This is a genomic window from uncultured Thiothrix sp. (genome assembly GCF_937873765.1).
In the GTDB taxonomy this organism is placed as follows: domain Bacteria; phylum Pseudomonadota; class Gammaproteobacteria; order Thiotrichales; family Thiotrichaceae; genus Thiolinea.
On the sequence record NZ_CALMZC010000052.1, the window covers coordinates 1 to 26,517 of the forward strand.

Annotated in this window: 20 protein-coding genes; 5 read left to right on the forward strand and 15 right to left on the reverse strand. The window is 45.0% G+C overall.

Annotated features, from left to right (window positions below):
* Positions 1-1,191 precede the first annotated feature (1,191 nt).
* Positions 1,192-1,389 (forward strand): hypothetical protein, encoded by a 198-nt coding sequence (locus Q0307_RS15030; protein WP_298661638.1) that lies wholly within the window; start codon positions 1,192-1,194, stop codon positions 1,387-1,389.
* 1 nt (position 1,390) lies between these two features.
* Here Q0307_RS15030 and mutM read toward each other — a convergent pair whose 3' ends face one another.
* From mutM to Q0307_RS15090, 12 genes are all read right to left on the reverse strand, one after another.
* A complete protein-coding gene (gene mutM, locus Q0307_RS15035) occupies positions 1,391-2,203 on the reverse strand; it encodes a bifunctional DNA-formamidopyrimidine glycosylase/DNA-(apurinic or apyrimidinic site) lyase (RefSeq protein WP_298661639.1) in 813 nt (270 codons plus the stop codon).
* 13 nt (positions 2,204-2,216) lie between these two features.
* The gene (gene nqrM, locus Q0307_RS15040) at positions 2,217-2,447 is read right to left on the reverse strand and encodes a (Na+)-NQR maturation NqrM (RefSeq protein WP_298661640.1); all 231 of its coding nucleotides are present in this window, start codon (positions 2,445-2,447) and stop codon (positions 2,217-2,219) included.
* Positions 2,448-2,449: 2 nt separating this feature from the next.
* Complete coding sequence (gene nqrF / locus Q0307_RS15045; RefSeq protein WP_298661641.1) at positions 2,450-3,667, reverse strand: NADH:ubiquinone reductase (Na(+)-transporting) subunit F; 1,218 nt, start codon at positions 3,665-3,667, stop codon at positions 2,450-2,452.
* Positions 3,668-3,676: 9 nt separating this feature from the next.
* Positions 3,677-4,273: an NADH:ubiquinone reductase (Na(+)-transporting) subunit E gene (gene nqrE / locus Q0307_RS15050; RefSeq protein ID WP_298661642.1), complete on the reverse strand. Its 597-nt coding sequence runs from the start codon at positions 4,271-4,273 to the stop codon at positions 3,677-3,679.
* A 2-nt stretch (positions 4,274-4,275) separates the two neighbouring features.
* Positions 4,276-4,938: an NADH:ubiquinone reductase (Na(+)-transporting) subunit D gene (locus tag Q0307_RS15055; RefSeq protein ID WP_298661643.1), complete on the reverse strand. Its 663-nt coding sequence runs from the start codon at positions 4,936-4,938 to the stop codon at positions 4,276-4,278.
* Positions 4,935-5,735 (reverse strand): Na(+)-translocating NADH-quinone reductase subunit C, encoded by an 801-nt coding sequence (locus tag Q0307_RS15060; protein ID WP_298661644.1) that lies wholly within the window; start codon positions 5,733-5,735, stop codon positions 4,935-4,937. The genes Q0307_RS15055 and Q0307_RS15060 overlap by 4 nt, the downstream gene beginning before the upstream one ends.
* On the reverse strand, positions 5,732-6,961 hold the full coding sequence (locus tag Q0307_RS15065; protein WP_298661724.1) for an NADH:ubiquinone reductase (Na(+)-transporting) subunit B: 1,230 nt from the start codon (positions 6,959-6,961) through the stop codon (positions 5,732-5,734). Before Q0307_RS15065 ends, Q0307_RS15060 begins: the two co-directional genes overlap by 4 nt.
* 6 nt (positions 6,962-6,967) lie before the next feature.
* Positions 6,968-8,308: a Na(+)-translocating NADH-quinone reductase subunit A gene (locus tag Q0307_RS15070; protein ID WP_298661645.1), complete on the reverse strand. Its 1,341-nt coding sequence runs from the start codon at positions 8,306-8,308 to the stop codon at positions 6,968-6,970.
* A gap of 225 nt (positions 8,309-8,533) precedes the next feature.
* Complete coding sequence (locus tag Q0307_RS15075; RefSeq protein WP_298661646.1) at positions 8,534-9,364, reverse strand: DUF4340 domain-containing protein; 831 nt, start codon at positions 9,362-9,364, stop codon at positions 8,534-8,536.
* Between the two features lie 2 nt (positions 9,365-9,366).
* On the reverse strand, positions 9,367-10,788 hold the full coding sequence (locus Q0307_RS15080; protein WP_298661647.1) for a DUF4350 domain-containing protein: 1,422 nt from the start codon (positions 10,786-10,788) through the stop codon (positions 9,367-9,369).
* Positions 10,789-10,793: 5 nt separating this feature from the next.
* A complete protein-coding gene (locus Q0307_RS15085; RefSeq protein ID WP_298661648.1) occupies positions 10,794-11,555 on the reverse strand; it encodes an ABC transporter permease subunit in 762 nt (253 codons plus the stop codon).
* Positions 11,552-12,304: an ABC transporter ATP-binding protein gene (locus tag Q0307_RS15090; protein ID WP_298661649.1), complete on the reverse strand. Its 753-nt coding sequence runs from the start codon at positions 12,302-12,304 to the stop codon at positions 11,552-11,554. Before Q0307_RS15090 ends, Q0307_RS15085 begins: the two co-directional genes overlap by 4 nt.
* A gap of 178 nt (positions 12,305-12,482) precedes the next feature.
* Here Q0307_RS15090 and rfaH point away from each other — a divergent pair, with 178 nt between their 5' ends.
* The 4 genes from rfaH to Q0307_RS15110 all read left to right on the forward strand — a co-directional run bounded on the left by rfaH (position 12,483) and on the right by Q0307_RS15110 (position 16,751).
* Positions 12,483-13,001, forward strand: coding sequence for a transcription/translation regulatory transformer protein RfaH (gene rfaH / locus Q0307_RS15095; RefSeq protein WP_298661650.1), 519 nt, complete (start codon positions 12,483-12,485; stop codon positions 12,999-13,001).
* Positions 13,002-13,101: 100 nt separating this feature from the next.
* Positions 13,102-14,418 (forward strand): capsular biosynthesis protein, encoded by a 1,317-nt coding sequence (locus Q0307_RS15100; RefSeq protein WP_298661651.1) that lies wholly within the window; start codon positions 13,102-13,104, stop codon positions 14,416-14,418.
* A gap of 6 nt (positions 14,419-14,424) precedes the next feature.
* Positions 14,425-15,210, forward strand: a complete 786-nt coding sequence (locus tag Q0307_RS15105; protein WP_298661652.1) for an SDR family NAD(P)-dependent oxidoreductase — start codon at positions 14,425-14,427, stop codon at positions 15,208-15,210.
* Between the two features lie 5 nt (positions 15,211-15,215).
* Complete coding sequence (locus tag Q0307_RS15110; protein WP_298661653.1) at positions 15,216-16,751, forward strand: LTA synthase family protein; 1,536 nt, start codon at positions 15,216-15,218, stop codon at positions 16,749-16,751.
* On the opposite strand, the gene Q0307_RS15115 is transcribed toward Q0307_RS15110, so the two are convergent.
* The 3 genes from Q0307_RS15115 to Q0307_RS15125 are packed head-to-tail and all read right to left on the reverse strand — an operon-like array spanning position 16,710 to position 26,476.
* Positions 16,710-17,531, reverse strand: a complete 822-nt coding sequence (locus Q0307_RS15115) for a formyltransferase family protein (protein ID WP_298661654.1) — start codon at positions 17,529-17,531, stop codon at positions 16,710-16,712. The genes Q0307_RS15110 and Q0307_RS15115 overlap by 42 nt on opposite strands.
* Positions 17,531-18,883 carry an aminotransferase class I/II-fold pyridoxal phosphate-dependent enzyme gene (locus Q0307_RS15120; protein WP_298661655.1) on the reverse strand — a complete coding sequence of 451 codons (1,353 nt, stop codon included), beginning with the start codon at positions 18,881-18,883 and terminating at the stop codon, positions 17,531-17,533. Before Q0307_RS15120 ends, Q0307_RS15115 begins: the two co-directional genes overlap by 1 nt.
* A 3-nt stretch (positions 18,884-18,886) precedes the next feature.
* Positions 18,887-26,476 (reverse strand): type I polyketide synthase, encoded by a 7,590-nt coding sequence (locus Q0307_RS15125; protein ID WP_298661656.1) that lies wholly within the window; start codon positions 26,474-26,476, stop codon positions 18,887-18,889.
* Between the last annotated feature and the right edge of the window lie 41 nt (positions 26,477-26,517).

Genomic DNA, 26,517 nt, shown 5'->3' on the forward strand with positions numbered 1-26,517 from the left:
TTGATTTTAATGGGTTATGAGGTCATTAGCTTTGTGCAGGTGCTACATAATACCGTGAATTCACGTTCATTAGATAGAATGGTTCCGTAGAAAGAGTTTCGTCCGTTCTTTACAAGGAATGGCGTCGACTTTAAGGCATTGATTTCCGGGTCCGTGAACGGCACATCTTTGACGTTCAATAGGCTTGTGCTTCTTGATCCATCGCGAATCGCCTTGCACGCGAGGATCACGTATCTACAAGGCACTATCCAGTGCGCAGTGTCCACATGCAGAGGAAAGGCTCCCGTCGAATACCTTGCGGTCAACGAATTTGGAAATCCATGACCGGCCGCGACGGGTGTTATTTCATGGACCATAGCCTGCGATTTCCGATGCTTCACTGGATGACCTATCGATTCCGCAAGCTCTAGAACGTGCGCATCAAACCTATCATCTACCTCAATATGCGTTTTCACCCATCCATGTGCGGAAAGCGCCCTATTCATACGCGATCCCTCAATGCACTCTCCTCGGCGTATAACGAAAATAGCTGAGCAGAACTGGCATAGCCAGTTTCTGACTCAGCGACTTGTTGGTTGCTTGCGAGATAGTTATAAGAACTCCGTTTATTGAATTCTACACCGACAAATCGGAATTAAAGGAGTCTGCTGCAAAAGCATCATGAATTCAGTTAAGACTAGAAATTTCTGTCAATAACTACGTTTTGAAGAATTTCTAGTCTTAACTGAATAGCATGTTTTTTTGCTTTTTTCAGCTTCTTCTTATAATCTGAGATTTGTCTTTCAAATCAATAAATTGGTCTTGCTATCGCAACCAACAGTTTATTAGGCGGCGTTCTGGAATATCAGAATAGCCAGCCTTCGCTTGAATTCTGCGCACAGGCTGGCTAATAGAATAGGCGGAAATTATGAAGCTACCATAAGCCCTTGTTGCCATAGCATATTTCACCAATTGCGGTTTAATGAATCAGAATTATACAGCCAGTGAATGAAAACTTGCCAGTGATTCACAGGAAAGACTCAGTGGCTCAAGAAAGAGCTTCCGCTTAGCCCATGCGCGCTCATAGCAAACGCAAACGTGCTCATTGGGTTAGTTGATTTTAAGCCATGAAACATGGGTGCACAGTAAATCGACGGTTCAGGCTAGTCAGGTTATCTTTGTCAATAATAAAAAAATAAGGGGGCTTTACTTATGTGGGACATGGTCATTAATTTTATTATAGGGCTAATTGTTATTGGTATTCCCTGCTATGTCTTTTATCGCGTAGGAATTGATGCAGGCATTGAACGCGGCGTGCGGCGTCAACTGCTACGTGAATTGACCTTAAGTGGTATTGTTGAAATGGCTGAATCTAAACCACGTCACCGCCAACCACATTCTCCAGCCTAAACTATTCAGGCTGACAATAGGGGCAATACCAAGTCGAACGTTGCCCCTGACGAATCTGCTCAATCAAACTGCCACAAGCATGACAAGCCTGCTTAGTCCGGCCGTACACTTGCAGCTCAATTTGAAAATACCCCATTTGCCCGTCTTCACGTACAAAGTCTCTGAGAGTCGTACCGCCTTGTTCAATAGCACACTTCAAAACTGCTTTAATCGCCAGCACTAATTTCTGCAATTCTACTAGGCTTACCCGTCCTGCCACACGCCGTGGATTAACCCCAGCCAAAAATAAAGCTTCATTCGCATAGATATTGCCAACCCCAACCACGATATGAGAGTTCATAATGAACTCTTTAATACTCACTTGCCGCCCCTTAGCACGTCCTAATAAGTATTCTGCTGTCAATTCATCGGTGAGTGGCTCAACGCCTAAGTTCGCTAATAAGGGATGCAGTTCCCCGCAACTTGCCCATAGGACTGCACCAAATCGACGGGGATCGCGTAAACGCAAGGCTTTTCCATTGTCGAACACTAAATCCACGTGGTCGTGCTTTTCAACGCCTACATCTGCAACACAAATACGCAAGCTGCCCGACATGCCTAAATGCATCAAGATCGTGCCCTGCACCGTTTCTATCAATAAATACTTACCACGACGCTGTACAGCATCAATCTTTGCACCACTTAATTGCGCTAACTCTGGAGAAACAGGCCAGCGCAATTTAGGCTGGCGTACAATAAAGCGCTTAATCCGTTGACCTAGCAGATGTGGCTCTATGCCACGCCGCGTCGTTTCAACCTCGGGTAATTCTGGCATCTATGACTGAACTTTAAGCTTTAAAATCAATTCTAGTTTCGCTGACACCGACTGCCTCTTGTGCAAGCTGTTTCAAGCGCTTTTCACAGGGTTTCTTACAGCCACATTGTTTATCCTCTTCACCGAGTAAATTAGCCAAGCCACCACAGCTCCCCTTAATGGTTTCCCGGTTAAAAAACCAAGTAATAGAAAGCGCCGCAAAAGCAAACAGAAACACGGCAAAGGCAATCACGAATACCAGCATGGTTAGCCTCCGAAATCGTCAAACATAATATTCTCTGGTTCAACGCCTAGATCAAGCAGCATCTTAGTCACCGATGAATTCATCATAGGTGGCCCGCAGAGGTAATACTCACAATCTTCGGGCGCGGGATGGTCTTTCAAGTAATTTTCGTATAAAACATTGTGAATAAAACCGGTATACCCCGTCCAGTTATCCTCTGGCAAAGGATCAGACAAGCCCATAAACCAAGTGAAATTAGGATTTTCAGCCGCTAACTGATCGAACTCGTCCACATAGAAAGCCTCACGTAAACTCCGTGCTCCATACCAGAAGGTCATTTTGCGCTTGCTTTTCAGACGGCGTAATTGATCATAGATATGTGAACGCATCGGCGCCATGCCTGCACCACCACCGATAAAGACCATTTCTTTATTCGTTTCACGTGCAAAAAACTCACCGAAAGGGCCGGAGACAGTCACTGGGTCACCGGGCTTCAAATTGAAGATATACGAAGACATTTTCCCTGCTGGCACATTCTTGCCCGGCGGTGGTGAAGCAATCCGCACATTCAGCATAATAATTTCGTCTTCTTCAGGATAATTAGCCATCGAATAAGCACGCATTACTGGTTCAGTCACTTGGGCGGTGATGTCCCACATTTTGAACTTATCCCAGTCACCGCGATATTCTTCAGGAATATCAAATTCTGAATACTTCAAGCTATAAGGTGGGCACTCAATTTGGATATAGCCCCCTGCTCTAAAATTAATTTTCTCACCTAGCGGTAATTCTAAAACCAGCTCTTTAATGAAAGTGGCACAGTTTTCGTTAGAACGCACTGTACAAATCCATTTTTTTACGCCAAATACATCATCGGGGACTTCAATCTTCATGTTTTGCTTGACCGCGACTTGGCAAGCCAAGCGCTCACAAGCTGCAGCTTCACGCCGATTGATATGGCCTTCTTCAGTCGGCAATAAAGTACCGCCACCCTCTAATACTTTTACGCGGCATTGCCCACAAGTACCACCACCACCACAAGCAGAGGAGACAAATAAACCTTTATCCGCTAAGGCTCCCAACAATTTACCCCCCGGATTAACGACTAAATCCTTTTCACCATTAACCAGAATGTGCACATCACCTTGGGGCACTAAGCGTTGGCGCGCCATTAAAATCGCGTATACCAAGCCGATGATCATGATGATAAACAGAGCTACGCCTAATAAAATGGTTGTCATGCTCAGCTCCTATAACTGAATGCCAGAGAAGGACATAAAGCCAAGTGACATCAGGCCAACGGTGATAAAAATAATCCCTAAACCCTGCAAGCCTCCCGGTACATCACTATATTTCAAGCGTTCGCGCACCCCTGCAAGGATAACAATAGCTAGCATCCAACTGAAGCCACTGCCAAAGCCATAGACTAGGCTCTCTGCAAAAGAGTAATCACGTTCAGCCATGAACAAAGTACCACCCAAAATCGCACAATTCACAGTAATCAGGGGTAGGAAAATCCCTAACGCTTGATGTAGGGCGGGTGCAAATTTATCCATCGCCATCTCAAGCACTTGCACAATCGCCGCAATCACCGCAATGTAAGTGATTAGCCCTAAAAAACGCAAATCAACTCCTTGAATTAGCGCATTTTCCTTCAGAAAGACATTCAGAATAATATTGTTCACCGGCAAGGTAATCGCTTGCACAATCACCACGGCAATGCCTAAACCAATCGCTGTTTCAATCTTTTTCGAGATCGCAATAAAGGTACACATCCCTAAGAAGAAGGTCAGTGCCATGTTCTCAATGAAAACTGATTTAACAAATAAACTCAGTAAGCCTTCCATGATTAGTGATACTCCCCTTTAGCGGGTTCGTGAATCCTAAACTCGGGTACTTCCCGCTGCTCTGGTTTTTTAGTACGCAAAATCCAAATCAAGATCCCAATCAGGAAAAACGCACTCGGTGGCAAAAGCAGTAAACCATTAGGTACATACCAGCCACCATCTTTTAGCAGAGGAATCAGTTGGAAGCCAAATAAAGACCCCGCTCCAAACAACTCCCGCACAAAAGCGACTGACATCAAAATCAAGCTATAACCTAAACCATTACCGATTCCATCAAGAAAGCTAATCCCCGGTGGATTTTGCATAGCAAAAGCTTCAGCGCGCCCCATAACGATACAATTAGTGATAATCAAACCGACGAAAACAGATAAGCGTTTAGACGTATCAAAGGCGTAGGCTCGCAAAATTTGATCCACCACAATAACCAAGGATGCAATAATCGTCATCTGCACGATAATCCGAATGCTACTTGGCGTATGATTGCGCACCGTACTGATAAACATATTCGAGAAAGCTGTCACCAAAGTCAGACTAAGTGACATGAGGAGTGCAGTATTCATCGAGCTAGTCACTGCTAGCGCCGAACAAATACCCAAAATCTGTAAAGTAATCGGATTATTGTCAAATAAAGGCCCTAGCAGAACCTTACGCGTTTCGGTAGTCATGCTCCACCTCCTTGACGTATTTTTTGTATATAAGAGCCGAAACCGTCTGGGCCTAACCAGAAATGCACTAGATTATTTACACCATTACTGGTTAAGGTCGCACCTGACAAAGCATCAATATCATAGACGGCACGGGGATCACTATCGGCAACAGGCGCTTTAGTCACCCTAAGCGCAATCTTGCCTTGCTCATCAAAGACTTTTTTACCAATCCATTGCGCTTTCCAATTAGGATTATCGACTTCACCACCTAAACCTGGAGTCTCAGCATGCTCATAAAACCCCAAACCTACGATAGTATTTGCGTCACCTTGTAGAGCTAAGAAGCCATGCAAAGTCGACCATAAGCCATAGCCAGAAATCGGCAGAATGATTTTCTGGAGTTTGCCTTGCTCATCTTTCACTAAATACACTGTAGCGTATTTAGCACGGCGTTTGATCGAGGCAATATCTTGCTCTTTACTCAACACTACATTTTGTTTAGGGTCGACTGCTGCCGCACGGGCATCAAAAATTTTAGGGTCAAGATCCACATATTCACCGGTTTGTAGATCAACCACTTTTGCTTCAACTTGCTTAAAAGCTTCACTGACGGAAACGCCATCTTGAGCCAGACCGGCAATAGCGACTATATTGCGCTGCTTATCAAACTGCTTATTTTTATCCTGTACCGGCTTCAGCAAAACTGCGGCACTCGACACTGCAATTGAGCAGATTAAGCACAGCACGAAAGCCACAATATAAGTCTTTTTCCGACTATCATTGGGTAAAGCTAAAACATCACTAATGACACTCATGCTTTCACCTCTCCTGTCGCTGCTTTTTGCCGCTTCAGGCGACGTTGGATATTCACTTTCATCACCACATAATCCATCAGTGGCGCGATCATATTGGCAAAGAGAATGGCTAACATCATACCTTCAGGGAAAGCTGGATTAACTACCCGAATTAAAATCACCATAAAGCCAATCAAAACACCAAACCACCAACGCCCAGCATTCGTATGAGCCGCCGTCACAGGATCGGTGGCCATAAACATCATACCGAAGGCAAAGCCACCTAAGACTAAATGCCACCACCAAGGCATGGCGAACATCGGATTAGTCTCGCTACCAATGGTGTTTAGTAAAATAGTAGTCATGATCATGCCAAACAGCACACCGGACACAATCCGCCAATTGGCAATACCGGTATATAAGAGGAAAGCACCCCCGATAAAAATCGCTAAAGCGGAAGTTTCCCCTAAAGAACCCGGCTCTAGACCAATGAAAGCATCCCACCATGTCAGGCCACTCGCATAAATCCCATCCATCCCACTAGCAGCACCAGTGGATAAAGCTGTAGCTCCCGAATAACCATCAACAGCCACCCAAACGGTATCGCCAGACATATACGAAGGATAAGCAAAGAATAGGAACGCACGCCCCGCTAGGGCTGGATTGATAAAGTTTTTCCCAGTCCCACCGAAGACCTCTTTACCAATCACGACCCCGAATAAAATCCCTAACGCCACCATCCACAGCGGTGTTCCAGGTGGTAAGGTTAGCGTGTACAAAATCGAGGTCACAAAAAAGCCTTCATTCACTTCATGTCCACGCACCATTGCAAAAATCACTTCAGCAATCCCACCTACAATAAAGGTGGTCATGTAAATGGGTACAAAGTACAACAGGCCATGAAAGAAATTATCGAAAAAGCTGTTCGGATCAAAGCCAAAAAGACTTTGAATTGAGCCACGCCAACCTGTAGCTTGTTCTAAGCCCAAGGATTGAAGGGCTAAGTTCGCCTGTAAACCAGTGTTATAGCAGGCCATAAACATGACAGGAAAAGTCGCTAACCAAACGTAGCCCATGACACGCTTTAAATCTAAGGCATCACGCACATGCGGAGAACTCGTAGTACGATTGGGTGGGCTGTATAAAAGCGTGTCCACCATTTCATACAGACTAAAATATTTTTCGTATTTACCGCCCGGCAGAAAATCCGGTTCGCGTTGATCCAACCACTTACGCAAAATTTTCAGCATCGTTTATTCCCCTCTTTCCAACATGCGCAAGCAATCGCGTAACGCGGAACCGTATTCGTACTTACTATGGCAAACGAAAGTACACAGCGCTAAATCCTCTTCATCTAACTCTAAAGCGCCAAGCTGTTGCGCCATCACCGTATCGCGGATCAATAACGAGCGCAGCAATTGGGTGGCTAAAATGTCGAGTGGCATCACTTGCTCGTAGTTACCTAAAGGCACCATCGCCCGATGACTACCGTTTTGAGTGCTGGTCATCGCAAACTTGAGTTTATCTAAACCCGGTTTCAGGAAGACCCGCATCATGGAGTATTGTGATAGCCACGGGTTCAACCAGTGCAAAAAGACTCGTTCTTGCTCTTCAGAAATAGCAGACACTTGTAAGTCGTAACGCCCTAAATAAGCACCAGTATCCTTTGCGGTATATCCACCTAGCACTGAACCAGAAATGACACGATAGCGACCAGGTGTTAATTCGTCACTAACAAGGCTATCAGTATTCGCGCCCAATCGAGTACGAATCAGCCGTGGTTGCTTGACCGCAGGTCCTGCTAATGCAATGACACGATCCACAAATAACTTACCCGTCGTAAACAACTTACCAATGGCAATCACGTCTTGATAATTTAGATGCCAAACAAAACGATGTTCACTAGCAGGTTCAAGGAAATGAATATGTGTACCGGGCAAACCGGCTGGATGCACACCTGAAAATGCTTTATACAAGACATTTGAGCTAGCTACTTTCGGTGGCTCATAGCCCGTTTCGTGACAGACATAAACAATCGGCGCTAAACGACCTAATACCGTCAAACCGTGTTGAAAAGCCTCAGTATATTCAGCTATCACAAGTTTAGGATCAGCCGCTAACGGACGTGTATCCATCGCTGTGACAAAAATGGCAGTCGCTTTAGCATTAGCTTCAGGAATATGACTATACGGGCGGGTGCGGAAACTCACCCACTGCCCTGAGTCTTGCAATTTTTGGCGAATAAGTGCCTCATCTAACTGAACCAGTTCTTCGGGGCAATGTGCGCCAAAATCAATGAACTCTTCCTCGGCGGCTGCCTGCAGAACTACAGAGATCAGCACGCGCTTTTCGCCCCGATTAATAGCTTTTACCGTACCTGCACAAGGTGCGGTAAAATGTACACCTTCATGTTTGCGATGCGAGAATAGAATTTGCCCAGCTTTAACCGTATCCCCTTCTTTTACTTGCAAAGCTGGCTTCAACTCATGGAAATCACGTCCTAAGACAGCAAGCATAGTCGGTTTAGGATGATCATAGATTTTTTGCTCTGGTTTACCAGCAATAGGTATATCTAGACCTTTGGTGATTTTCATTTGGACTACCTTATTATTGCAGCTGTGGTAGTTTAGGCTAGTACAACCGCGTAGGGTTTACCAACTCAAAGCGGTTCGGACAAAGTGCAAGCGTCTTTTTTTCTGAAAATCCAATCACTAGCTAAACTTACCCATCACTATCGTTAAACTGGGTATGGTGCAGACTCACTCCGAATCTTACGGATTATTAATCACACTTACAATCCAAGCCTTATGCCTGTATAGCTATTTAGGCGTAAGTTCTAGGCTGGTTTTCGCAGGAAACAATTGTGCTGCTTGTGAGATGGGCAGTACATAAGCCAACTGTTTAGCGGGGTCAGCTAGAACTATTTCATCTTTTAAACTCACAATTACCAGCTCTCGAGTTTCAGCAGGACTTTGTAAAACTAGTTTCTGCATTTCAGGCGTCAGCTTTTGCGGATCAAACGTCTCCACACGAATCGCCTCCGCATTTTTCCAGTGACTGACTAATTGCGGTAACTCAGCAAAACTCTCAGGCAGTTGCACTGCAGTTAAATTGAAGGGGGCAGGTATTACTGTAAGCGATACAAAGTTGACCCAAGCTTCTTGCAACAAACTATAAACTGCCTCATTGACTAACTGAATCTGCCCTGCATTGAGAATATAGCGATTGTTTGAAACGGGATTCGTATTGCCCAACACCAGCTTATACCCATTAATACTCAGACTAAGCTCAGCCGGGTCTAGGCCATAAGCACTTAAATCTTTACCGGCGCTGGGATAACTGGACTCAACTTTTTCATCAAGCAGGGTCAATAATTGCCGTACCTTAACAGGGTTGGCCGCAATCTGCTGTGGCTGCACTAATCGCCATTGATCACCCTCGCGCTTGAACTCTAGTTTAGCCTCAAGTCCATCCTGCTTGCGCTCCACTACGACCGAATTCACTTCTGCCAAGCTCAGCGGCAATAGACGCGAGTTTTGTGTTACCTGCTCTTTTTGCTGCAATTGCCACCCAACTAGGCTCGCTAAACCCACTACCAAAATCAGTAGCAGAAAATTCACTCCTAAACGACGCATTGATATACGATTCATCCTTAACGTCTCCGCCGTTTAAACCAAATCAATGTCCCTAAAGCAATGAGACTCAAAGGCAGAAAAATCAGGAAGAAACTAGCCAACACAAAACTGGCTGTCTCGCCCAGCGCAAAATGGGTATCTGGGGCATTATTTACTTGAATATTCAGCAAATTATCGTCAGCACTCAACCAATTGAAAAGATTGGTCGCCAGATCCAAATTCACACCCTGCCCAATAAAGCTATTGATCAAGAAATCACTATCGCCAATCACGACCACGCGTTGTTGACGCTCTTGTTGCGGATTCGCAGCAACCGTGGTCGCCGAATTAGTTTCTGGTTGCTCCAATAAGCGCGTCAAGGTAAAGCCAATTGAAATCGGCCCTAAGACATCACCTTTATCCTCTTCATAAGTGACTGCACCATCCACCGCGCCCGTTTCCAGCCAACTATTCGGCAAAGTCGTTAATAGCTCTTGGGCATCCCAAAGCAAAGCATTTTTATCTTCAACTGGACTCCGTTCGACCATGGTTGCAAAGGGAAATAGGCTTTGAGACCCAGTGAATTTTTCTGCTATAGGCGAACGCCCATAATCAACCACTGGCACGATGGCAGGGTGAGTCACTCCAAGAACTGCATGCAACTGTTCATTCGCATCTAAAACCGTGCCTTCGCTAATTTTTAAGCCTAATAAATCAGCTAGCGGTTTTAAACCATACAAACCACCTGGATCTTGTAACCAGAGTAAATTCCCCCCTTGCTCCACATATTTTTGAACTACCTCCACTTCACCCGGTAGCAAATCCTTTTGTGGTGAGGCAATCACTAAAAAGCGAGCATTTTGTGGAATCGATTGGGTACGGACGAGATTATGCGGCTGCACTTTAAAACCACTACGCTCTAAAGTGCTTAAGAATTGCGTCAGACCATTAGAATTAGCCGATAGTGGATCACGCTCCTCATGCCCCTCTAAAAATACCACTAAGCGCTCAGCCCCTCGACTCATCCGCTGAATAGCATTCGCAATCACTGGCTCAGTAGTTTGCTCAACCACTTCACTACGTTCAGCTAAATGAATTGCCATTTGCCCCGCATATTGGATTCCATCCTGCTTAGCGCGCACAGGATCTAGATCAGGGTTTACAAATTCTAATTTGATGTCAGGCTTGATGCGCTGATACTTAGCCACCAGTTTACGTAGTTGCTCTTGCAAAGCCGCATCTTCTGGTACATAAGCAATAAACTTTAAAGGCTGATCCGTTTTTTCTAACAAAGCCCGCGTTGCTACAGTCAAGCTATTGCGATTCCCATACGTCCAATCCGCTTGGAAATGAAATTCACGGCTCAAAAAAGCTAATAAACCCATCACTGCAAACAACAGTAAATAAAAAATCGCGTTTTGCACCCCGATAGAGCGATGCATCCCTTTCGTCATTTTCATGTCAATTATCTCTGCAAGCGCTCATTATCTAATTTGCGAATCGTCAGCAGTAGGAAACTGATGATAAACAACAGGTAATACACTAAGTCGCTGCTATCAAACAACCCTTCTAAAAAAGAGAGAAAGTGCCCAAAATGCGAGAGATAGATAAATAGTTGGCTGCCTGAACCTTGTGAATTCCCAGAGATATACAAGACCAGCAAAAACAGTAGCAAGCCGAACGTGCTAACAGCAGCAATAATCGGCTGGCGCGTGAGGGAAGACAGAAATAAGCCTGCCGCTGCAAAAGACGCTAAAAGCAAGAACAAACCTAATATCGCTGCTGCTAACTTACCCCAATCTAAATCAGTGCCTAAGGAAAGCGAGGCAGGCATCAAACTAAGCATACCAATCATGGTAATAATCAGCAGCAATAAGCCTAAATACTTGCCTACAACAATCTGGCTAATCGAAATCGGTGCGGTCGTCAGTAAGGATAAGGTTTGGTTCATGCGCTCCTCCGCAAATAAGCGCATGGTCAAGATCGGCATAACAGCCAGCATAATCACACCTGCCCACAGATATAGTGCGGATACCACTAAATCACTTAAACCAGGTACATTCTCGCGCCCAGCCATCGCTGGTTGAATCTGCGTAACATATTCATTTAACCCGAGCAAAAACACCCAAGCTAAAATAAACTGTACGACTGCTAAAATGCTCCAAGCTAAGGGTGAGTTGAACATACGCCGGAACTCAGTAGTCGCTATAGTCCAAATCATCTTCATGTAAGGCGCTCCGGTGCAGTATCTGCTAATGCGGGGTCTTCTTGGTAGACTAATTCAAAGAATATCTTCTCCAAAGATTCACCCCCTGCTAGTGAGTCATTAAAGACCGTTCGTCCGCGATTCAGAATCTGCACCCGATCACAAACTGCTTGTACCTCAGGCAAAATGTGCGTTGATAGAATCACACTATGTTCCTGACCCAACTCACGGATGAGCTTGCGAATCTCACGAATTTGTAAAGGATCTAAACCCACTGTAGGTTCATCTAAAATAACAACCGCCGGATTATGCAAAATCGCTTGGGCAATACCAACGCGCTGCTTATAACCTTTTGAGAGATTGGCAATCAGGCGATTTTTTACTTCATTTAAGCTGCAGCGTTCACATGCCAAGTTAATAGCTTGAGTACGCGCAGTACCACGTAAACCATGTAATTTTGCACAATAGTCCAAATATTCATTCACCATGAGATCTCGATAAACCGGTGGCTGCTCAGGCAAATAGCCAATATGCCGCTTTGCACGGCGCGGTTCTTCTAGAAGATCGAGGCCATTAATTTGAATGGAACCCGTAGTAGGCGCGAGATTACCCGTCAGCATCTGCATGGTAGTCGATTTGCCAGCACCATTCGGTCCAAGTAGCCCTAGCACTTCGCCTTTTTGAAGTTGTATATTCAAATTTTCCACAGCGCAGTACTCGCCATAATAGCGCGATAGCCCTTCCGCTGCGAGCAAGATGCTTGATTCCATTAAGCTTATTACTCCTGATTTAAGCACTGATCCTAGACAGTGCTTACTAAAGTTATGGGTATAACACTTGCTATTTAGCTAGTGCGCACTTTGTAACCTAATTACAAAAAAAGCAATTGACTACACAGCTTTATCAACCTACCCTAAAAAAACGTTAATCTTCCGGTAAGCTTTGAATATGCCTCTTACTAGCGTCCCTGAACGTCAATGGTATCTATTGACAAGTAAACCCTTTAAAGATGAGCTAGCTGAACTTGAACTAGGCAAGCAAGGTTATGAAGTCTATCGTCCCCTCGCTCAACGTTTGCGGAAGCAACGTGGCAAAATGGTCAAGAAAACTGAATCTCTATTCCCACGTTATCTGTTCATCGCATTAAATCAATTTACTGACAACTGGGCACCTATCCGCTCCACTAAAGGGGTAAACCAATTTGTGCGTTTTGGCACACAGCCAGCGTTAGTGCCTAGCGAATTGATTATAAATCTGAAAAGCCAAGAATTGGCTTTGGGGGAACGTGCAATTGACTTAGATCGTTTCCATCAAGGCGATTTAGTTACTTTGACAGAAGGCCCCTTTCGCGGGCTAAATGGCGTTTTCATGAGTTATGATGGTGAAGAAAGGGCTATCATTTTGTTGGAAATTCTCCACAAACAGACTAAATTGACCATTTCTCCAGCCAAGCTACTCGCTGCTTAACAGTTAGCATGTTGCAGAATAGCTACTAAAGTTGATCTTTAATAGACCCATAACCTATACTCCTATCACCTAAAACAAATATTGATGCCCTAACTACACAATGACATCCCGAAAATTTCTTTTCTTACAGGGTGTCGCTACTCCTTTTTTTCGTAAATTAGGAGAAGCGATTCAAGAAAATGGATACGAAGTATTTCGGGTCAACTTTTGTGGTGGTGATAGTTGGTTTAGTCACACTAAAAATAGCTGGCGCTTTACTGCTAACCTAGATCAGCTGCCCTCTTGGCTGGAAAAAAAATATCAAGAACACCACTTTACTGATGTTATCCTCTTTGGCGATACCCGTCCTGTCCATCTGCATGCCCTACCGTTACTGAAACGCTTAGGTTTAAAAATTCATGTGTACGAGGAAGGCTACTTCCGTCCTGATTGGATTACCTTAGAACAAAATGGTGTCAATGGTCACTCGCGGTTACTCAATAAAGATCCCGATTTTTGGCTCAATCAGGGAGACGAAGATTTAAAAATAGCGAGTAAGCTTGGTAAAAATTTTCTGCCACGCGCTTGGCATGATGTTTGTTATCGCCTTGCCACTGCTACTTTTACCCCTGTTTATCCCCATTATAAAACGCATCGCCCCTTCCAAGCTTATCGAGAATACCTTGGCTGGGCACAGCGCTTACCCAATAATAAATTGTGGCGTGAGCGCTGGGAACAGAAGAAGATTCAACAACTTGTTAACTCAGGACAAGATTACTATCTGCTGCCCCTACAATTAGATTCTGATGCCCAGATTCGTGTGCATTCTTCTTTCACCAGCATACAGCAAGTGATTGTTAAGGTGATGGCCTCCTTTGCTAAACATGCACCTGCTGAAAGCCTGTTAGTGATCAAGAATCATCCTTTAGATACTGGCCTACTCAAGCATGCTGAAAAGGTTAAACAAGTTGCTCAAACTTTAGGAATGAGTGAACGTGTTTTGTTTTTGGAGACAGGGCATTTACCTACTCTACTCCACCATACCAAAGGCACAGTCCTAGTAAATAGCACAACCGGTACTTCAGCTTTACATCACGGCTCGCCCACTATTGCTTTAGGTACGGCTCTATTTGATATTCCTGGTTTAACTTTCCAAGATGGGCTGGATCGTTTCTGGACTGAGGGACAGGCGGCTGATCCTCATCTCTTCAGTCAGTTTCGCCAACGCGTCATTCAAGAAACACAAATTAATGGTGACTTTTATTCCCGTAAGGGCATTAGGCTCGCCATTGCAGGCAGCTTAGCGGCTATGCAAATTACACCAGTGACCAAACCAACTCCTAACCTTACGCCTGTACCCAATTTGTCGCCTGCACCTGTCAAACTTATCTATGGCGGTAAACTCCCTGAAGCTAGTTATCTGTACAAAGAGCGTTAAGCAACTATGGCGCGTACAATTCTCATTACAGGTGCAAGTAATGGCTTAGGAGCGGCTCTTGCCAGATATTATGCAACTCCTGAAGTACACTTGGCTTTAATTGGTAGAGATTTAGGACGCCTAGAGCAGATTTGTGAAACCTGTAAAAACCTAGGTGCTCAGGTGACGACGGCCAGTATTGACATCACAGATCAAGCAACACTCAAACAATGGTTGGATGATTTCGATCAGCGTTATCCGATTGATTTAGCGATTGCCAATGCCGGGGTTACGAGTATGCTGAGTAAGCAAGGTTCTGGTGAGGAGCTAGCCGCGATTGAGCAAGTCTTAGATATAAATTTATATGGGGTTATTTACACTTTACACCCTTTGATTGAGCGTATGCGCAGTCGTAAAACTGGGCAACTTGCAATGATTAGTTCGTTAGCCGCATGGCGTGGCATGCCTATCACCCCTGCCTATTGTGCCAGTAAAGCTGCGATTAAAGCTTGGGGTGAAGCACTACGTGGCTGGTTGGCTCCAGAAGGTATTAAGGTTAATGTGGTCTGCCCGGGCTTTGTGAAAACCGATCTGAGCGATCAATTCCCCGGCACTCGACCAACGATGATTTCTGCTGAACAAGCAGCGCGGGTGATTGCTAAAGGTTTAGCACACAACCAAGCTGTGATTGCTTTCCCTTTTCCTCTCACTTGGGGTATGTGGTTGGTTTCGGTGCTACCTTTCCCCCTAGCTTCTTATTTTTTAGGGTTGTTTGGGTATAATCGCCCACGTTCACCTCGAAAAACCCATTAATTGCTATGCTCAGTCTTTTGGTAGCCTATGTACTCACTGGGGTGTTAGTACAACAAACGCAGGTCTATTTTGTCGCAAAAGACTTACGCCCCAACCATAGATCACCCAAACTGCTCTTCTTGCAAACGAGCCTAGTCAGTGTGGTTTTTATTCTTGCCTTAGTGCTTAGCCACCGACCTTTTTTATCTTGCATCATTACCTTGGCTGTTTTTGCAGTTTTTTTAGTCGTGAATCAAGCTAAATTCAAAGCTTTAAAAGAACCACTAGTATTCTCAGACATTTATCTTTATTTACAGGTCTTTACACATCCTAGACTATTTCTACCTTTTTTAAATATTCCGCTCACTTTAATAGCAATCGCTCTTGGCTTATCACTCTTTTACCTAGCTGCAATTTTAGAGTCCTCTTTAAAAGCTTATAATATAATAATTAATCTGATAGCACTTGGAATACTGTTAGCGCTACTTGATTTCATGATAAAAACAGCCTTGAAGGTAAAGCTAAATTTTCAACCAGTTAAGGATATTAAAGAACTTGGCTTTTTCAATAGCTTAGCTATTTATTTGATCCAAGCTCTGCAAAAGCCCAATCTAGATAATTTTAAAGCTTATCTGGATAAGCAGTCGCCCTATAAGCTAGCCATTCAATCGCCTGCTGAACGTCCGAACATTGTGGTGATTCAAAGTGAATCCTTTTTTGACCCACGCCCACTCAGTGCAAGCATTACACCTGAAGTGCTTCAGTTTTTTGATCAGATCAAAACGATCTCTATGCAACATGGTAAATTAAACGTACCCGCTTGGGGTGCTAATACTTTGCGCTCTGAATACGCTTTTTTGAGTGGCATTAATAATCAAGAACTGAGTTACTACCAATTCAACCCTTATCAATTTTTACAAAAAACCCCCTCTATAAGTATAGTAAGTTATCTCAAGAGCTTAGGGTATCGCTGTATTTGTATTCATCCTAATCATGCGGCATTTTTTAAACGTGACAAAGTATTTCCCCTGATTGGCTTTGATGAGTTTATTGATATTCATGGATTTGACTCTAGCCAAACTGCTGGTCCTTATATTAGTGACCAAGCTGTTTCTGAAAAAATCCAAACCCTACTTAAGCAAAAAACTGAGCAGCAACCCTTATTCATTTTTGCTATTACCATGGAAAATCATGGGCCTTTACATCTAGAAAACTATACGGCAACTGATGTGGAAAAACTCTATTGCAATAAGCCACCGAAGCAGCATCATGATTTAACTATTTATTTAAAGCATTTAAGCAATGCAGATCGTATGGTATTAAATCTAACTGCTAGCCTTAAAAATCAAGCAGAAAAGACTTGGTTGTGTTGGTATGGTGATCATCTTCCGAGTATGCCTGCAGTTTATCAAGCACTTAATTGGCAAGATGGGCGTAGTGATTATTTAATTTGGCATAATCAAGTAAATCATAATCCTACTATACAAAAAAACTTATCTATTGAGCAATTAGGGCTTGATTTACTGATTGGAGCTGGTCTGGCTGTAGCGAATAAAAGCTAAATATTCGCGCCAGCGAAAATATCGACGCTGCTGACGAAACTGCTTAGTATCTAAAGGATTTGGCCAAGAATCATAGCGCCCGACAGATGCTTGTGGTATAGCGACTGTATCCGCAGTCAAATGAGCAATCTGCCTAACCGCTGCTAAAGCCCCTAGTTTAAATAGCTTTAAATTCAGGCTAAACAAGGTATCGGCTGGGCGAACCCTTAACTTACTTTGCTCTAAAATAGCCCCCTGATCAAACTGCTCATTTTGTAAATGTACGGTCGCACCCGTTTCACGGGCTTGCCTAAGTAAAGCATAAAAGGACGGATCTACGCCTTTAAATGCTGGCAGTAAGGAGGGGTGAATATTCAGACAGGCTAAACTTGGTAAGTTTAAAACTTCAGGCTTAATTAGTTGATTAAAATGCGCTGATAACAAAACATCCGGCTGCAGATTATTCAGGAACGCAATGCTCTCAGTTGAGTTAATATCAGCCGTTTCTAAACAAATAATATGTCTTGCTGCCAACTGCTGCTTGAAGCTTGGTTTATGGAATAACCAACGCAAGCCTGTATATAAACTGGTGATAGCAAACAAATAAGCAGCATAGCGAATACCAGAGAGTTTTATCTGTCGAATACTAGCACGCAGCCTTGAATCGGATTTATTCAGCACTCGCGTAGAACTCAGTACAGCCACTAGCTCAATGTCAGGCGCTTTTAAGAGCTCATGCAACACGACTTCTGAGTAAACGCTTGGATAAGTACACAAAACCACTCGGCGGCGTAGGCTCACTATTTTTTAGCCATTACTTCAGCCAAGGTTTCGACTGTGTATTGAATTTGTTCTGCTGTATGACTGGAACTAATGAAGAAACGTAGCCGAGCCATACCTTCCTCCACGGCTGGATAGAAAATCGGCTGCACATTAATACCACGATCAAACATCCGATTCGCGACTAAACCAGCACGGGCAGAGCTACCTAAAATTGCAGGGACTACCGCTAAACCTGCACTATAACCCGTATCGATTTGATGTTTTTTACACAGCTCTAAAAAAAAGCGTCCATTGTTTTGAAGCTGCTGCACACGCTCTGGCTCAGCCAACATAACTTTAAGTGAAGCGCTTGAAGCCGCGGCTAAAGGGGGCGACATGCCAACACTATATAAAAAACCGGGTGCAGAAATTCTTAAATGATGCACGAGTGCTTTTTCACCTGCAATATAACCTCCACAACCGGATAAGGTTTTACTGAGCGTCCCCATCCAGATATCAACCTCTTTACCCACCACGCCAAAATGTTCACGAATACCACGTCCGGTTGCGCCCATGATGCCTAAAGAATGCGCCTCATCCACCATTAAGAAGGCTTTGTGGCGGCGTTTGATCTCAATAAAGCGTGGCAAATCAGGGAAGTCACCATCCATACTGTAGATGCCCTCGACCACAATCAACACCCGCTCAAAATCTTTGCGCTGCTGGCTAAGAATATCATCAACGGCTTGCCAATCATTATGTGGGAAAGGAATACGCTTAGCCCCCGACAGTTGTGCACCCTGCAAGGCGCTATTATGAATCAGTGAATCATGCAGAATGAGATCGCGCGGCCCAAATAAATAGCCAATAGTCGTGACATTCGTCGCATGACCGCTGACAAAAACCATACAATCATCGACTTCGTATAGCTTGGCTAAACCCTGTTCTAATTCTTGTTGCACCGCACGCTCGCCCGATACCATGCGACTCGCAGAAGCCGAGGTACCATAACGCTGAATCGCCTCCATCGCTGCTTGATTCACACTAGGATGACCACAGAGATCCAAATAATTGTAACTGGCAAAGTTGATATATTCCTTGCCTTCGATAAATGTTGTGGAACGTGCAACTTGATCATGGGTTTTAAAGAAAGGACTATCAATACCAAGCTGCTTACCACCTTGCTCAATGACGCGAATCTGTTGGTAACCGGGCATTTGATCAAACCGATAAAAGGCTTCAGGAATTTCGTCGCGGCGGAATAATTTCTTTTTGTTCGGATAGCCGTCTTGAGCGATTTTGTCGAGTTTCTTCCGATGTCGCTCTAGCATTTCATTGGCTAGCCGTTCTTTAATCTGATCGCTCAGACCAAATAAATTCCGACCTGTCATGGCTTAATTCCTCGCCTCTTCTGCCGATAAATGGGCAGCTAATTGTGCTAGCTCAGCATCTGTCATATCCGAGCCATGTTTTTTTACAACGGCTGCAATCGATTGTTTTTGCAGTTCTTGCTCAGTCGGTGCAGCTACCGACTCCTGTGGATGTAAGTGGGCGACGATTTTCTCCGCAATCCGACTAACAGTTGCACCCTCAGTCAACGCCATTACCGGTAAGCGTACTTTAAAACGCTCCTCAATCGCGAGCACTAATTCCATGCCCATCAAAGAATCCATACCTAAATCAAAAACTGACTTATCGGCTGAGAGCTTATCAGCCGGTAGGCGTAGAATATGCCCAACCTCTGCCAGTAGCATCTCCGTCACTAATTGCTGGGTTGCCTCAGGGCTTAAACCAGTAATCAGCTCATGGATGTCCTTGGCTTGCTCACCCTCATCATGGGTCGCTACTGAACGTTGTAACTCAGTAAACTTAGCCGCGCGAGCATTCGACATAACACGCTGTAAGGCACTCCAATCCCAATTTACGACTGCCACGCCTGCTTGCTCACTTTGCAGTAGTTGCTCTAAAACACTTAAGGCTTGAGCAGTGGTAATCGCAGCGCCCCCTAAACGACTTTGCAAAGCATCTTTCACCGCTTCATTGCGGGTCAGATAACCCGCATCCGCAATCGGCCCCCAAGCAGCGAAACTAGCTGCTAATCCCTGTTTACGTCGGTATTCAGCTAAAGACTCTAAGAAGAGATTGGCTGCTACATAATTGGCTTGCCCTGGATTACCCAAATAAGTGGTAATCGATGAATATAAAACAAAGAAATCTAAGGCTAAGTCTTGAGTGAGTTCATGCAAATTCCAAGCACCCAACATCTTCGGCGCAATCACTTGACGGAAACTATCTGCACTCATATGACGCACGATCCCATCATCCAAGACCATCGCTGCGTGAACAATCCCACGCAGCGGCGGTAGCTTCGCTTGAATATCAGTGAATACCTCTGCTAAAGCAGACTTATCGGTCACATTACAGGCATAAGTCACCAGTTCAATCCCTGCAGCCTCTAACTGTTTTAGAGTCTCTTGATCTTCTACAGCAGCTTGACCACTACGGCTCAAGAGAATCAGCGTCTTTGCACCCTTGTCAGCTAGCCAAGCCGCTGTTTTGAGACCAAAACCACTTAAACCACCGGTAACTAGATAACTAGCCTCTGCTGCTAATTCTAAGCTGCCCTCTGCTTTAGCTGGGAAGCTTGGCTGCAATTGCTCGCCTTCAAAGGACACAATCACTTTGCCAATTTGCCGTGACTGCTGCATATACCGGAAAGCTTCTTGGATGCGTTGTGCAGGAAAGACGCGATGCGGCAAAGGTCGCAGTACACCCGCTTGGAATAAACCCATCATTTCTTGGAATAAGCCTCCTGCTAATTGCGGCCGCTCTATTAATAATTGATCCGCATCAATCCCAAAATAAGCAATATTATTGCGGAAAGGACGTAAACCAATCTTGCTGTTTTCATAGAAATCGCGTTTACCCAACTCCAAGAAACGACCGAAGGGACGCAAGATACTCAAGTTACGGTTGATAGCCTCACCCGAAATCGAGTTCAGCACAACATCCACGCCCTGCCCTTGGCTCAAACACATGACATCTTCAGCGAATTTAAGGCTACGCGAATCCAAGACATGATCTGCACCCATTAGGCGCACAAAATCACGTTTTTCATCCGTACCTGCTGTTGCAAATACCTCAGCACCCTTGTAGCGTGCATATTGAATCGCCGCTAAGCCAACCCCACCTGACGCACCATGAATCAGAATACGCTCGCCCGGCTCTAACTGTGCCAAATGTTGCAAAGCGTAGTAAACGGTGAAGAAGGTGGTCGGAACAGTAGCGGCCTCTTCATCAGTCCAAGTAACGGGTTTATGTGCCACTGCTGTCGTGCGCGTAATCACACGGGTACTAAAACAGGCAGGTGCAAAACCAATCACTGCGTCGCCCACTTTGAAATCGGTGACACTAGCACCTACACGCTGTACGATCCCAGACAACTCCATGCCTAAAGATGCACCTGCAAAGCCATTCTCTACGGCTTCATCCGAGAGTAAACCCATCGCGTACATGACATCACGGAAGTTCAAACCCGTGGCTTTAGGTAGAATCTCGATTTCATCCGCTTGCAACACTTGTTCTGGCAAAGCTCGCCAATACAAATGCTTTAATAAGCCGGGGGAAGTGAAATCCAAAGCCACTGCTGGCGTTGTTTGCTTATCGAGCAGTAAGTTGGTTGGATGTAACCGTAAGGCTTGACGCTGTGTCGTTGAGACTAAAATCTCATCTTCTGCATCAGGGAAGAGATACTCTTGAACTAGTAACTTAGCAGCTTCAAGCGGGCTTGGACTCTTTTGTAAATCAATGAGTTTGACTTTGAGATCAGGATGTTCATTCATCAACACTCGACCCAAGCCCCACAGCGGTGCTTGTGCAGGCTGGGTAGCTTCCATCGCGCCCGCCGTCACTAACCATAGTTGCGGCGCACTCGCTACTTTATCCAAAGCTTGAACCAAACCCAAACTGCTAATACAGCGCTGTTCTTGCAAAGCCAATAAATCGGCAGGCTCGTTGAAACATAAGCCTTGTAAATGAATGATATGGTCAAAATGGTTGGTTAGAGTGAACTCCGTCTGCACCGTCACCTGCTGCGCATAACTCAAAAGGGTATCTTGTAGTGCGCTGGCTAAATCGGCTGAATAACCTAATTCATCCGCTAAAATTAACCAAGACTGGCTAACCATAGTAGGCTTATGCGCAGCAAGCTCTGCATTGAGTTGAGCAGCCACGATAAAAGCGCCAGACTCATCATCTTGGTCACTCGGCTCGAAACTAATCCGAGTTTGATCAAAACGATGCTTGGCTAGCAAAGCTTGCCATTCTTGAGCGGTATGTAAACGGGCTACAAAATGCTGTCCCGTTTCATCTGCGCTGGGCAACCACCAACTAGGCTCTAAGCCTTGAGTCAAATCGAGGAAACGGCTGGATTGTGCTTGGGCAAACAAGACTAAGGCGTTAGGCTTAGCTAGCTGCGCTAACCGTGGTAAGAATTGATCAAGATCCCCCCAATTTTCCAAGGCTTGGGCACATACTACGACATCGAACTTCCCATGCTGAACTAAATTGGCTGCTTGCTCACTGTTAAACTCAGGGCTTAGTAGGCTCGCCGTGAAACCTGAAAACCGCCTAAACTCTTCACTCGCTTGAGCCACTTTACTCACATCAGCATCCGTAAAGAAATAGTCGACCTGTGCTCTCGGTAATATCGGCAAGACCATCTGTGTTAAAGCAGCACGATCACCGGATAGCTCTAGTATTCTTAAACGCTGTGCGGTTGGCCAATCATGAGCCAATTGCTTTAGCATAGACGCTAAGATTAAATTGCTAGCCCGGAAACTGGGCGAGCTATCCAGCCAATGCTCATAGCTACTGCTTTTTGCGGGCTGTAATAAACTCGCAGGCTCAACTTTACCTTGCAGAACCTCCAATAAATGTTCACCACAACGCCCTAACAGAACTAACTCAGGAACATGTGCGGGTGAATCACCTAAAATGGCTAGCCAAATATCTTGTGCGGCGGGTAGCTCAGCTTCATCCACCAACTGCCAAGTATCTGTGATGTGCTCCGCTAAACCATCTTCCTCTAATAAACTTAATAACCTTTGCAACAAAGGCAGTTGCTCAGCAACAATAGCATGATCAACTTGCAGAGCTTGTATCGAAACTGGTTCAGCATAAGCCGCAAACAAGGGCTGTAAAGCCTCCCAAACAAAAGCGGTTGCTAAAACCTCAAATAGCGGTGCGATCTGTGCGAAATGCTTATGCCGCTGCAAATTAGTTTCTTGAGCCTCTAAAGCTTGTTCAGCCGCTTGAACTAGTGGCTTAATGTTAATAGCAGGCGCTAGATCACTACGAGTAACTAAGGGCTTAGGAATTTTAATAAACTCATAGAGTTCAGGCTCAGTTTGACGTGACCGCGCAAACTGTACAGCACGAAAGCGACAGTTAATTAACTCAGCAACGACTTTGCCTTGCTCATCCCAGAGCACAAAATCAGCAAGTACTGAGCGGGGGCTTTGCTTTTTAAGCTTAATTTGCAGCGCGTTTACACGAGCCGAAGCCTGAAACAAATTGAGCTTAGCAATTTGAATCGGAATGAGTGCCACAAACTGGCCTTGCTGAATCGCTTGGCGAAAAATATCCACCAAGACTTGGAAGCCCGCATCCAATAACGCAGGATGCAATAAATGTTTAGCAAAAGTCGCTTCAATACGCTCAGGAATCTGTAGTTCCGCTAACGCAGTATGATCTTTAACCCAAACTTGCTTGACACCTTGGAAAGCCTCCCGATAGCTTAAACCAACCGCTTCGGTTAATTGATAATGCTCTTGCGCTGTAATCGCAGTCTGCGCCTTTAAACTCCAATCTAAAGGAGTGAGTTCACTAGCCTCTTTTAACACAGGCCCCGTTAAACGCCCAACTACATTCACCGTCCACGGGTTATCACTGAGGCGATCACGACTCGTAATCGTGAAACTGCCGTCAGCCGTCTGTAGCGTCAAACGCAAATGCTTCATCATGCCTTCTTCCAGCATAATGGGTGCGTGGATTTCAAAATTCTCTAGCGTGTGGCTCAGATGTTGTTGCCATTGTGCGGAAGCAGCTAAAGCCATTTCTACATAAGCGGCGGCAGGAACAATCACCGCACCATCCACTATATGATCCGCCAAATAAGGTAATTTAGCGGTATCGAGTTGATTCTCCCACGTAGCCTCCGCATCTTTTAAGCGATACCCCAAAAGCGGATGAATACGTTGTCGATTTACTAAGTTCGGCCCTTCGTTCGTTAGTGGATACCAATAACGCTCGCGTTGCCACGGATAATTAGGCAATTGAATAAAGCGCCCAGCCTCAGGGAAGATTTTAGCTAAATCTAACTCAGCACCTGCTAACCAAGCACTATAAGCAGCTTTTTTAGCGGTGGAAGCTTGTTCAGCATGGCGCTGATCACTGCCTAAACTCACCCCTTCGACTGATTTAGCAGACATACATTCTTTAATGTAAGAACGTAAGATCGGATGAGGACCTACTTCAAGGAAAGCTTTGACACCACTGTCAAGCAGGACATTCATACCCGCTTCAAACACCACAGGCTGGCGAATATTATGCCACCAATAATTTGCTGTCAGTTCCGAACCGGCCATCACACGCCCGTAAACCGTCGAGATAAACTGAACACCAGTCTCAGCATTGAGTGGCTGCAAACCCTCTAAAGCAGCCAATAAATCCGCTTGCGTACTATCCATCCAATGACTATGGAAGGCATAATCTAGATCAAGAATGCGGAAGAAAACCTTATCCTGCTCAAATACAGCTTTGAGTGTCTCAAGATCCGCTAAGCGCGCGGATAAAGTCACTGCATGTGGGCTATTCACGCCCGCAATTTCCACTTTATCTTGCAACCCTAAAACTTTAAGTTTGGCCTGCATCGCTGTTAAGCCTAAACTCGCCGCTGCCATCCGGCCTTGACCACGTGTTTTGCCTTGAGCAAGACTACGCTCATAAATCACGCGTACCGCCTGCTCTAAAGATAAAGCACCAGCTGCCCAAGCAGCGGCTACTTCACCTACACTATGGCCTAGAGTTGCATCAATCTTAACGCCTGCAGCTTGGATTACACGCACTAAACCCACTTGTAGGGCGAAAAGTAAAGGCTGAGCAATTTCAGTCAGATGTAAACGTGAGTGTTCTGGACTCGCCTTAAATTCCGCAATCAGTGAATAATCCACATAAGGCGCTAATAGCTGCTCAACCTCTTCAATCGCTGCACGAAACACAACATCCTGCTCAAATAAGACAGCCCCCATACCTTGCCATTGTGAGCCATTACCGGAAAAAACTAAGGCTAAAGGGGTATCTTTGGCTAATAAGCGTCCTTCAATGAGATGCTCTAAGTTTTTCTTACCCTCGGCATACTGCTGCAATGTCTGAATCGCATCAGCACGAGTAGGGGGAGCAAGGACTAAACCCTGTGGCAGATGCGCCCGATGTTTGGCCAAACTCCAAGCTAGATCCTGATAAGAGATCGACGCATCGGCTAACAACTCTGCATACTGTGTCGCCATCGCTCTTAAAGCTGGATCACCCCGAGCAGATAAGAATAAAGGTGAAAGCTGAGGAGCAAGAGTCTGTGTGTTAGTAAGGCTTGAGTCCAACTTAGGTTTATACGACTCGATCAAAACATGCGCATTAGCTCCACCAAAACCAAACGAGTTAATACCCACTAATTGACGGCGCTCAGTGGCTTTTAAAGGCGTAAGCTCAGTCACCACCTTTAGATTTAAGCGCTCAAAATCGATTTTGGGATTAAAGGTTTCAACATGAATCGACGGCGGCAAAGCCTGCTTTTCTAAGGTCAGCACGGCTTTAAGTAAACCAGCCATTCCGGAAGCTGTTTCTAAATGACCCAGATTACTTTTTGCAGAACCAATTAATAAAGGATTATTCGGATGACGCGCCTGCCCAAGCACCTCACCAATCGCCCGCGTCTCAATCGGATCACCGACAGACGTGCCTGTACCATGTGCTTCTAAATACACAAGGTCGTTGACATCCACCCCAGAAGCGCTATAGACCTTACGTAATAATTTACCTTGTTGGTTATAGCTGGGTACGGTAATACCATTGGTTTTACCATCTGCATTAATCCCTGAATTGATGATCACCGCATGAATTGGATCGCCATCGGCTTCAGCTCGTGCTAGGGGCTTTAAGAATAAAACCGCAGCACCTTCTGCACGCACATAACCATCACCACTTGCATCAAAGGTTCGGCAACGACCCCGGGTTGAGAGCATTGATGCTTGTGAAAAGCCCACAAACGCAAAGGGGTGCAATAGCATATTCACACCACCCGCAATCGCCATGCTTGCTTCACCACTACGAATCGCTTGGCAAGCTTGATGGACTGCAACGAGAGAAGAGGAGCAAGCGGTATCTACTGAAACGCTAGGACCATGTAAATCCAAAATATAAGAAATACGGTTGGATGCAATGCTAGCGGTATTGCCGGTCATAGTATAAGCATCCATCGAGGCCGGATCATCGACCCGCCGATTCAAATAATCGGTACTCGCAATCCCCACATAGACAGCACAATCGGAACCAGCTAACTTATCAGGAATTTGCCCACCGTTTTCTAAAGCCTCCCAAGCTAACTCCAACAACAAACGTTGCTGGGGATCCATTTGCTCAGCTTCACGCGGTGAAATGCCAAAAAACGCCGCATCAAAATGCTCTACATCCTCTAACACTCCAGCAGAAAAAGTAACACTTTTACCAGCTTCTTTACGGTTAGGATGCTGGAAGAACTCAGTACCAAAGCGTTCAGTGCTAATTTCTGTGACAACATCTTGTCCTTGACTTAAAACTTGCCAATAGTCATCTAAAGATGCAATGCCCCCCGGTAAGCGGCAAGCTATACCTACAATCGCTATTTTTTCATGCATGCAGGCTTGAGAAGTCGTTTTTTTATTGCTCACAATTGTCACAGTCTAAAAAATCAGGAGGATAGGCCAAGGGC

What these genes read in the sequence shown, in the direction of transcription:
- Q0307_RS15110 (WP_298661653.1), top strand. Translation starts at nt 15,216, where the DNA reads ATGCTCAGTCTTTTGGTAGCCTATGTACTCACTGGGGTGTTAGTACAA.
- mutM (WP_298661639.1), bottom strand. Translation starts at nt 2,203, where the DNA reads ATGCCAGAATTACCCGAGGTTGAAACGACGCGGCGTGGCATAGAGCCA.
- rfaH (WP_298661650.1), top strand. Translation starts at nt 12,483, where the DNA reads ATGCCTCTTACTAGCGTCCCTGAACGTCAATGGTATCTATTGACAAGT.
- Q0307_RS15120 (WP_298661655.1), bottom strand. Translation starts at nt 18,883, where the DNA reads ATGACAGGTCGGAATTTATTTGGTCTGAGCGATCAGATTAAAGAACGG.
- Q0307_RS15100 (WP_298661651.1), top strand. Translation starts at nt 13,102, where the DNA reads ATGACATCCCGAAAATTTCTTTTCTTACAGGGTGTCGCTACTCCTTTT.
- Q0307_RS15030 (WP_298661638.1), top strand. Translation starts at nt 1,192, where the DNA reads ATGTGGGACATGGTCATTAATTTTATTATAGGGCTAATTGTTATTGGT.
- Q0307_RS15055 (WP_298661643.1), bottom strand. Translation starts at nt 4,938, where the DNA reads ATGACTACCGAAACGCGTAAGGTTCTGCTAGGGCCTTTATTTGACAAT.
- nqrE (WP_298661642.1), bottom strand. Translation starts at nt 4,273, where the DNA reads ATGGAAGGCTTACTGAGTTTATTTGTTAAATCAGTTTTCATTGAGAAC.
- Q0307_RS15085 (WP_298661648.1), bottom strand. Translation starts at nt 11,555, where the DNA reads ATGAAGATGATTTGGACTATAGCGACTACTGAGTTCCGGCGTATGTTC.
- nqrF (WP_298661641.1), bottom strand. Translation starts at nt 3,667, where the DNA reads ATGACAACCATTTTATTAGGCGTAGCTCTGTTTATCATCATGATCATC.
- Q0307_RS15075 (WP_298661646.1), bottom strand. Translation starts at nt 9,364, where the DNA reads ATGAATCGTATATCAATGCGTCGTTTAGGAGTGAATTTTCTGCTACTG.
- Q0307_RS15060 (WP_298661644.1), bottom strand. Translation starts at nt 5,735, where the DNA reads ATGAGTGTCATTAGTGATGTTTTAGCTTTACCCAATGATAGTCGGAAA.
- Q0307_RS15105 (WP_298661652.1), top strand. Translation starts at nt 14,425, where the DNA reads ATGGCGCGTACAATTCTCATTACAGGTGCAAGTAATGGCTTAGGAGCG.
- nqrM (WP_298661640.1), bottom strand. Translation starts at nt 2,447, where the DNA reads ATGCTGGTATTCGTGATTGCCTTTGCCGTGTTTCTGTTTGCTTTTGCG.
- Q0307_RS15070 (WP_298661645.1), bottom strand. Translation starts at nt 8,308, where the DNA reads ATGAAAATCACCAAAGGTCTAGATATACCTATTGCTGGTAAACCAGAG.
- Q0307_RS15080 (WP_298661647.1), bottom strand. Translation starts at nt 10,788, where the DNA reads ATGAAAATGACGAAAGGGATGCATCGCTCTATCGGGGTGCAAAACGCG.
- Q0307_RS15090 (WP_298661649.1), bottom strand. Translation starts at nt 12,304, where the DNA reads ATGGAATCAAGCATCTTGCTCGCAGCGGAAGGGCTATCGCGCTATTAT.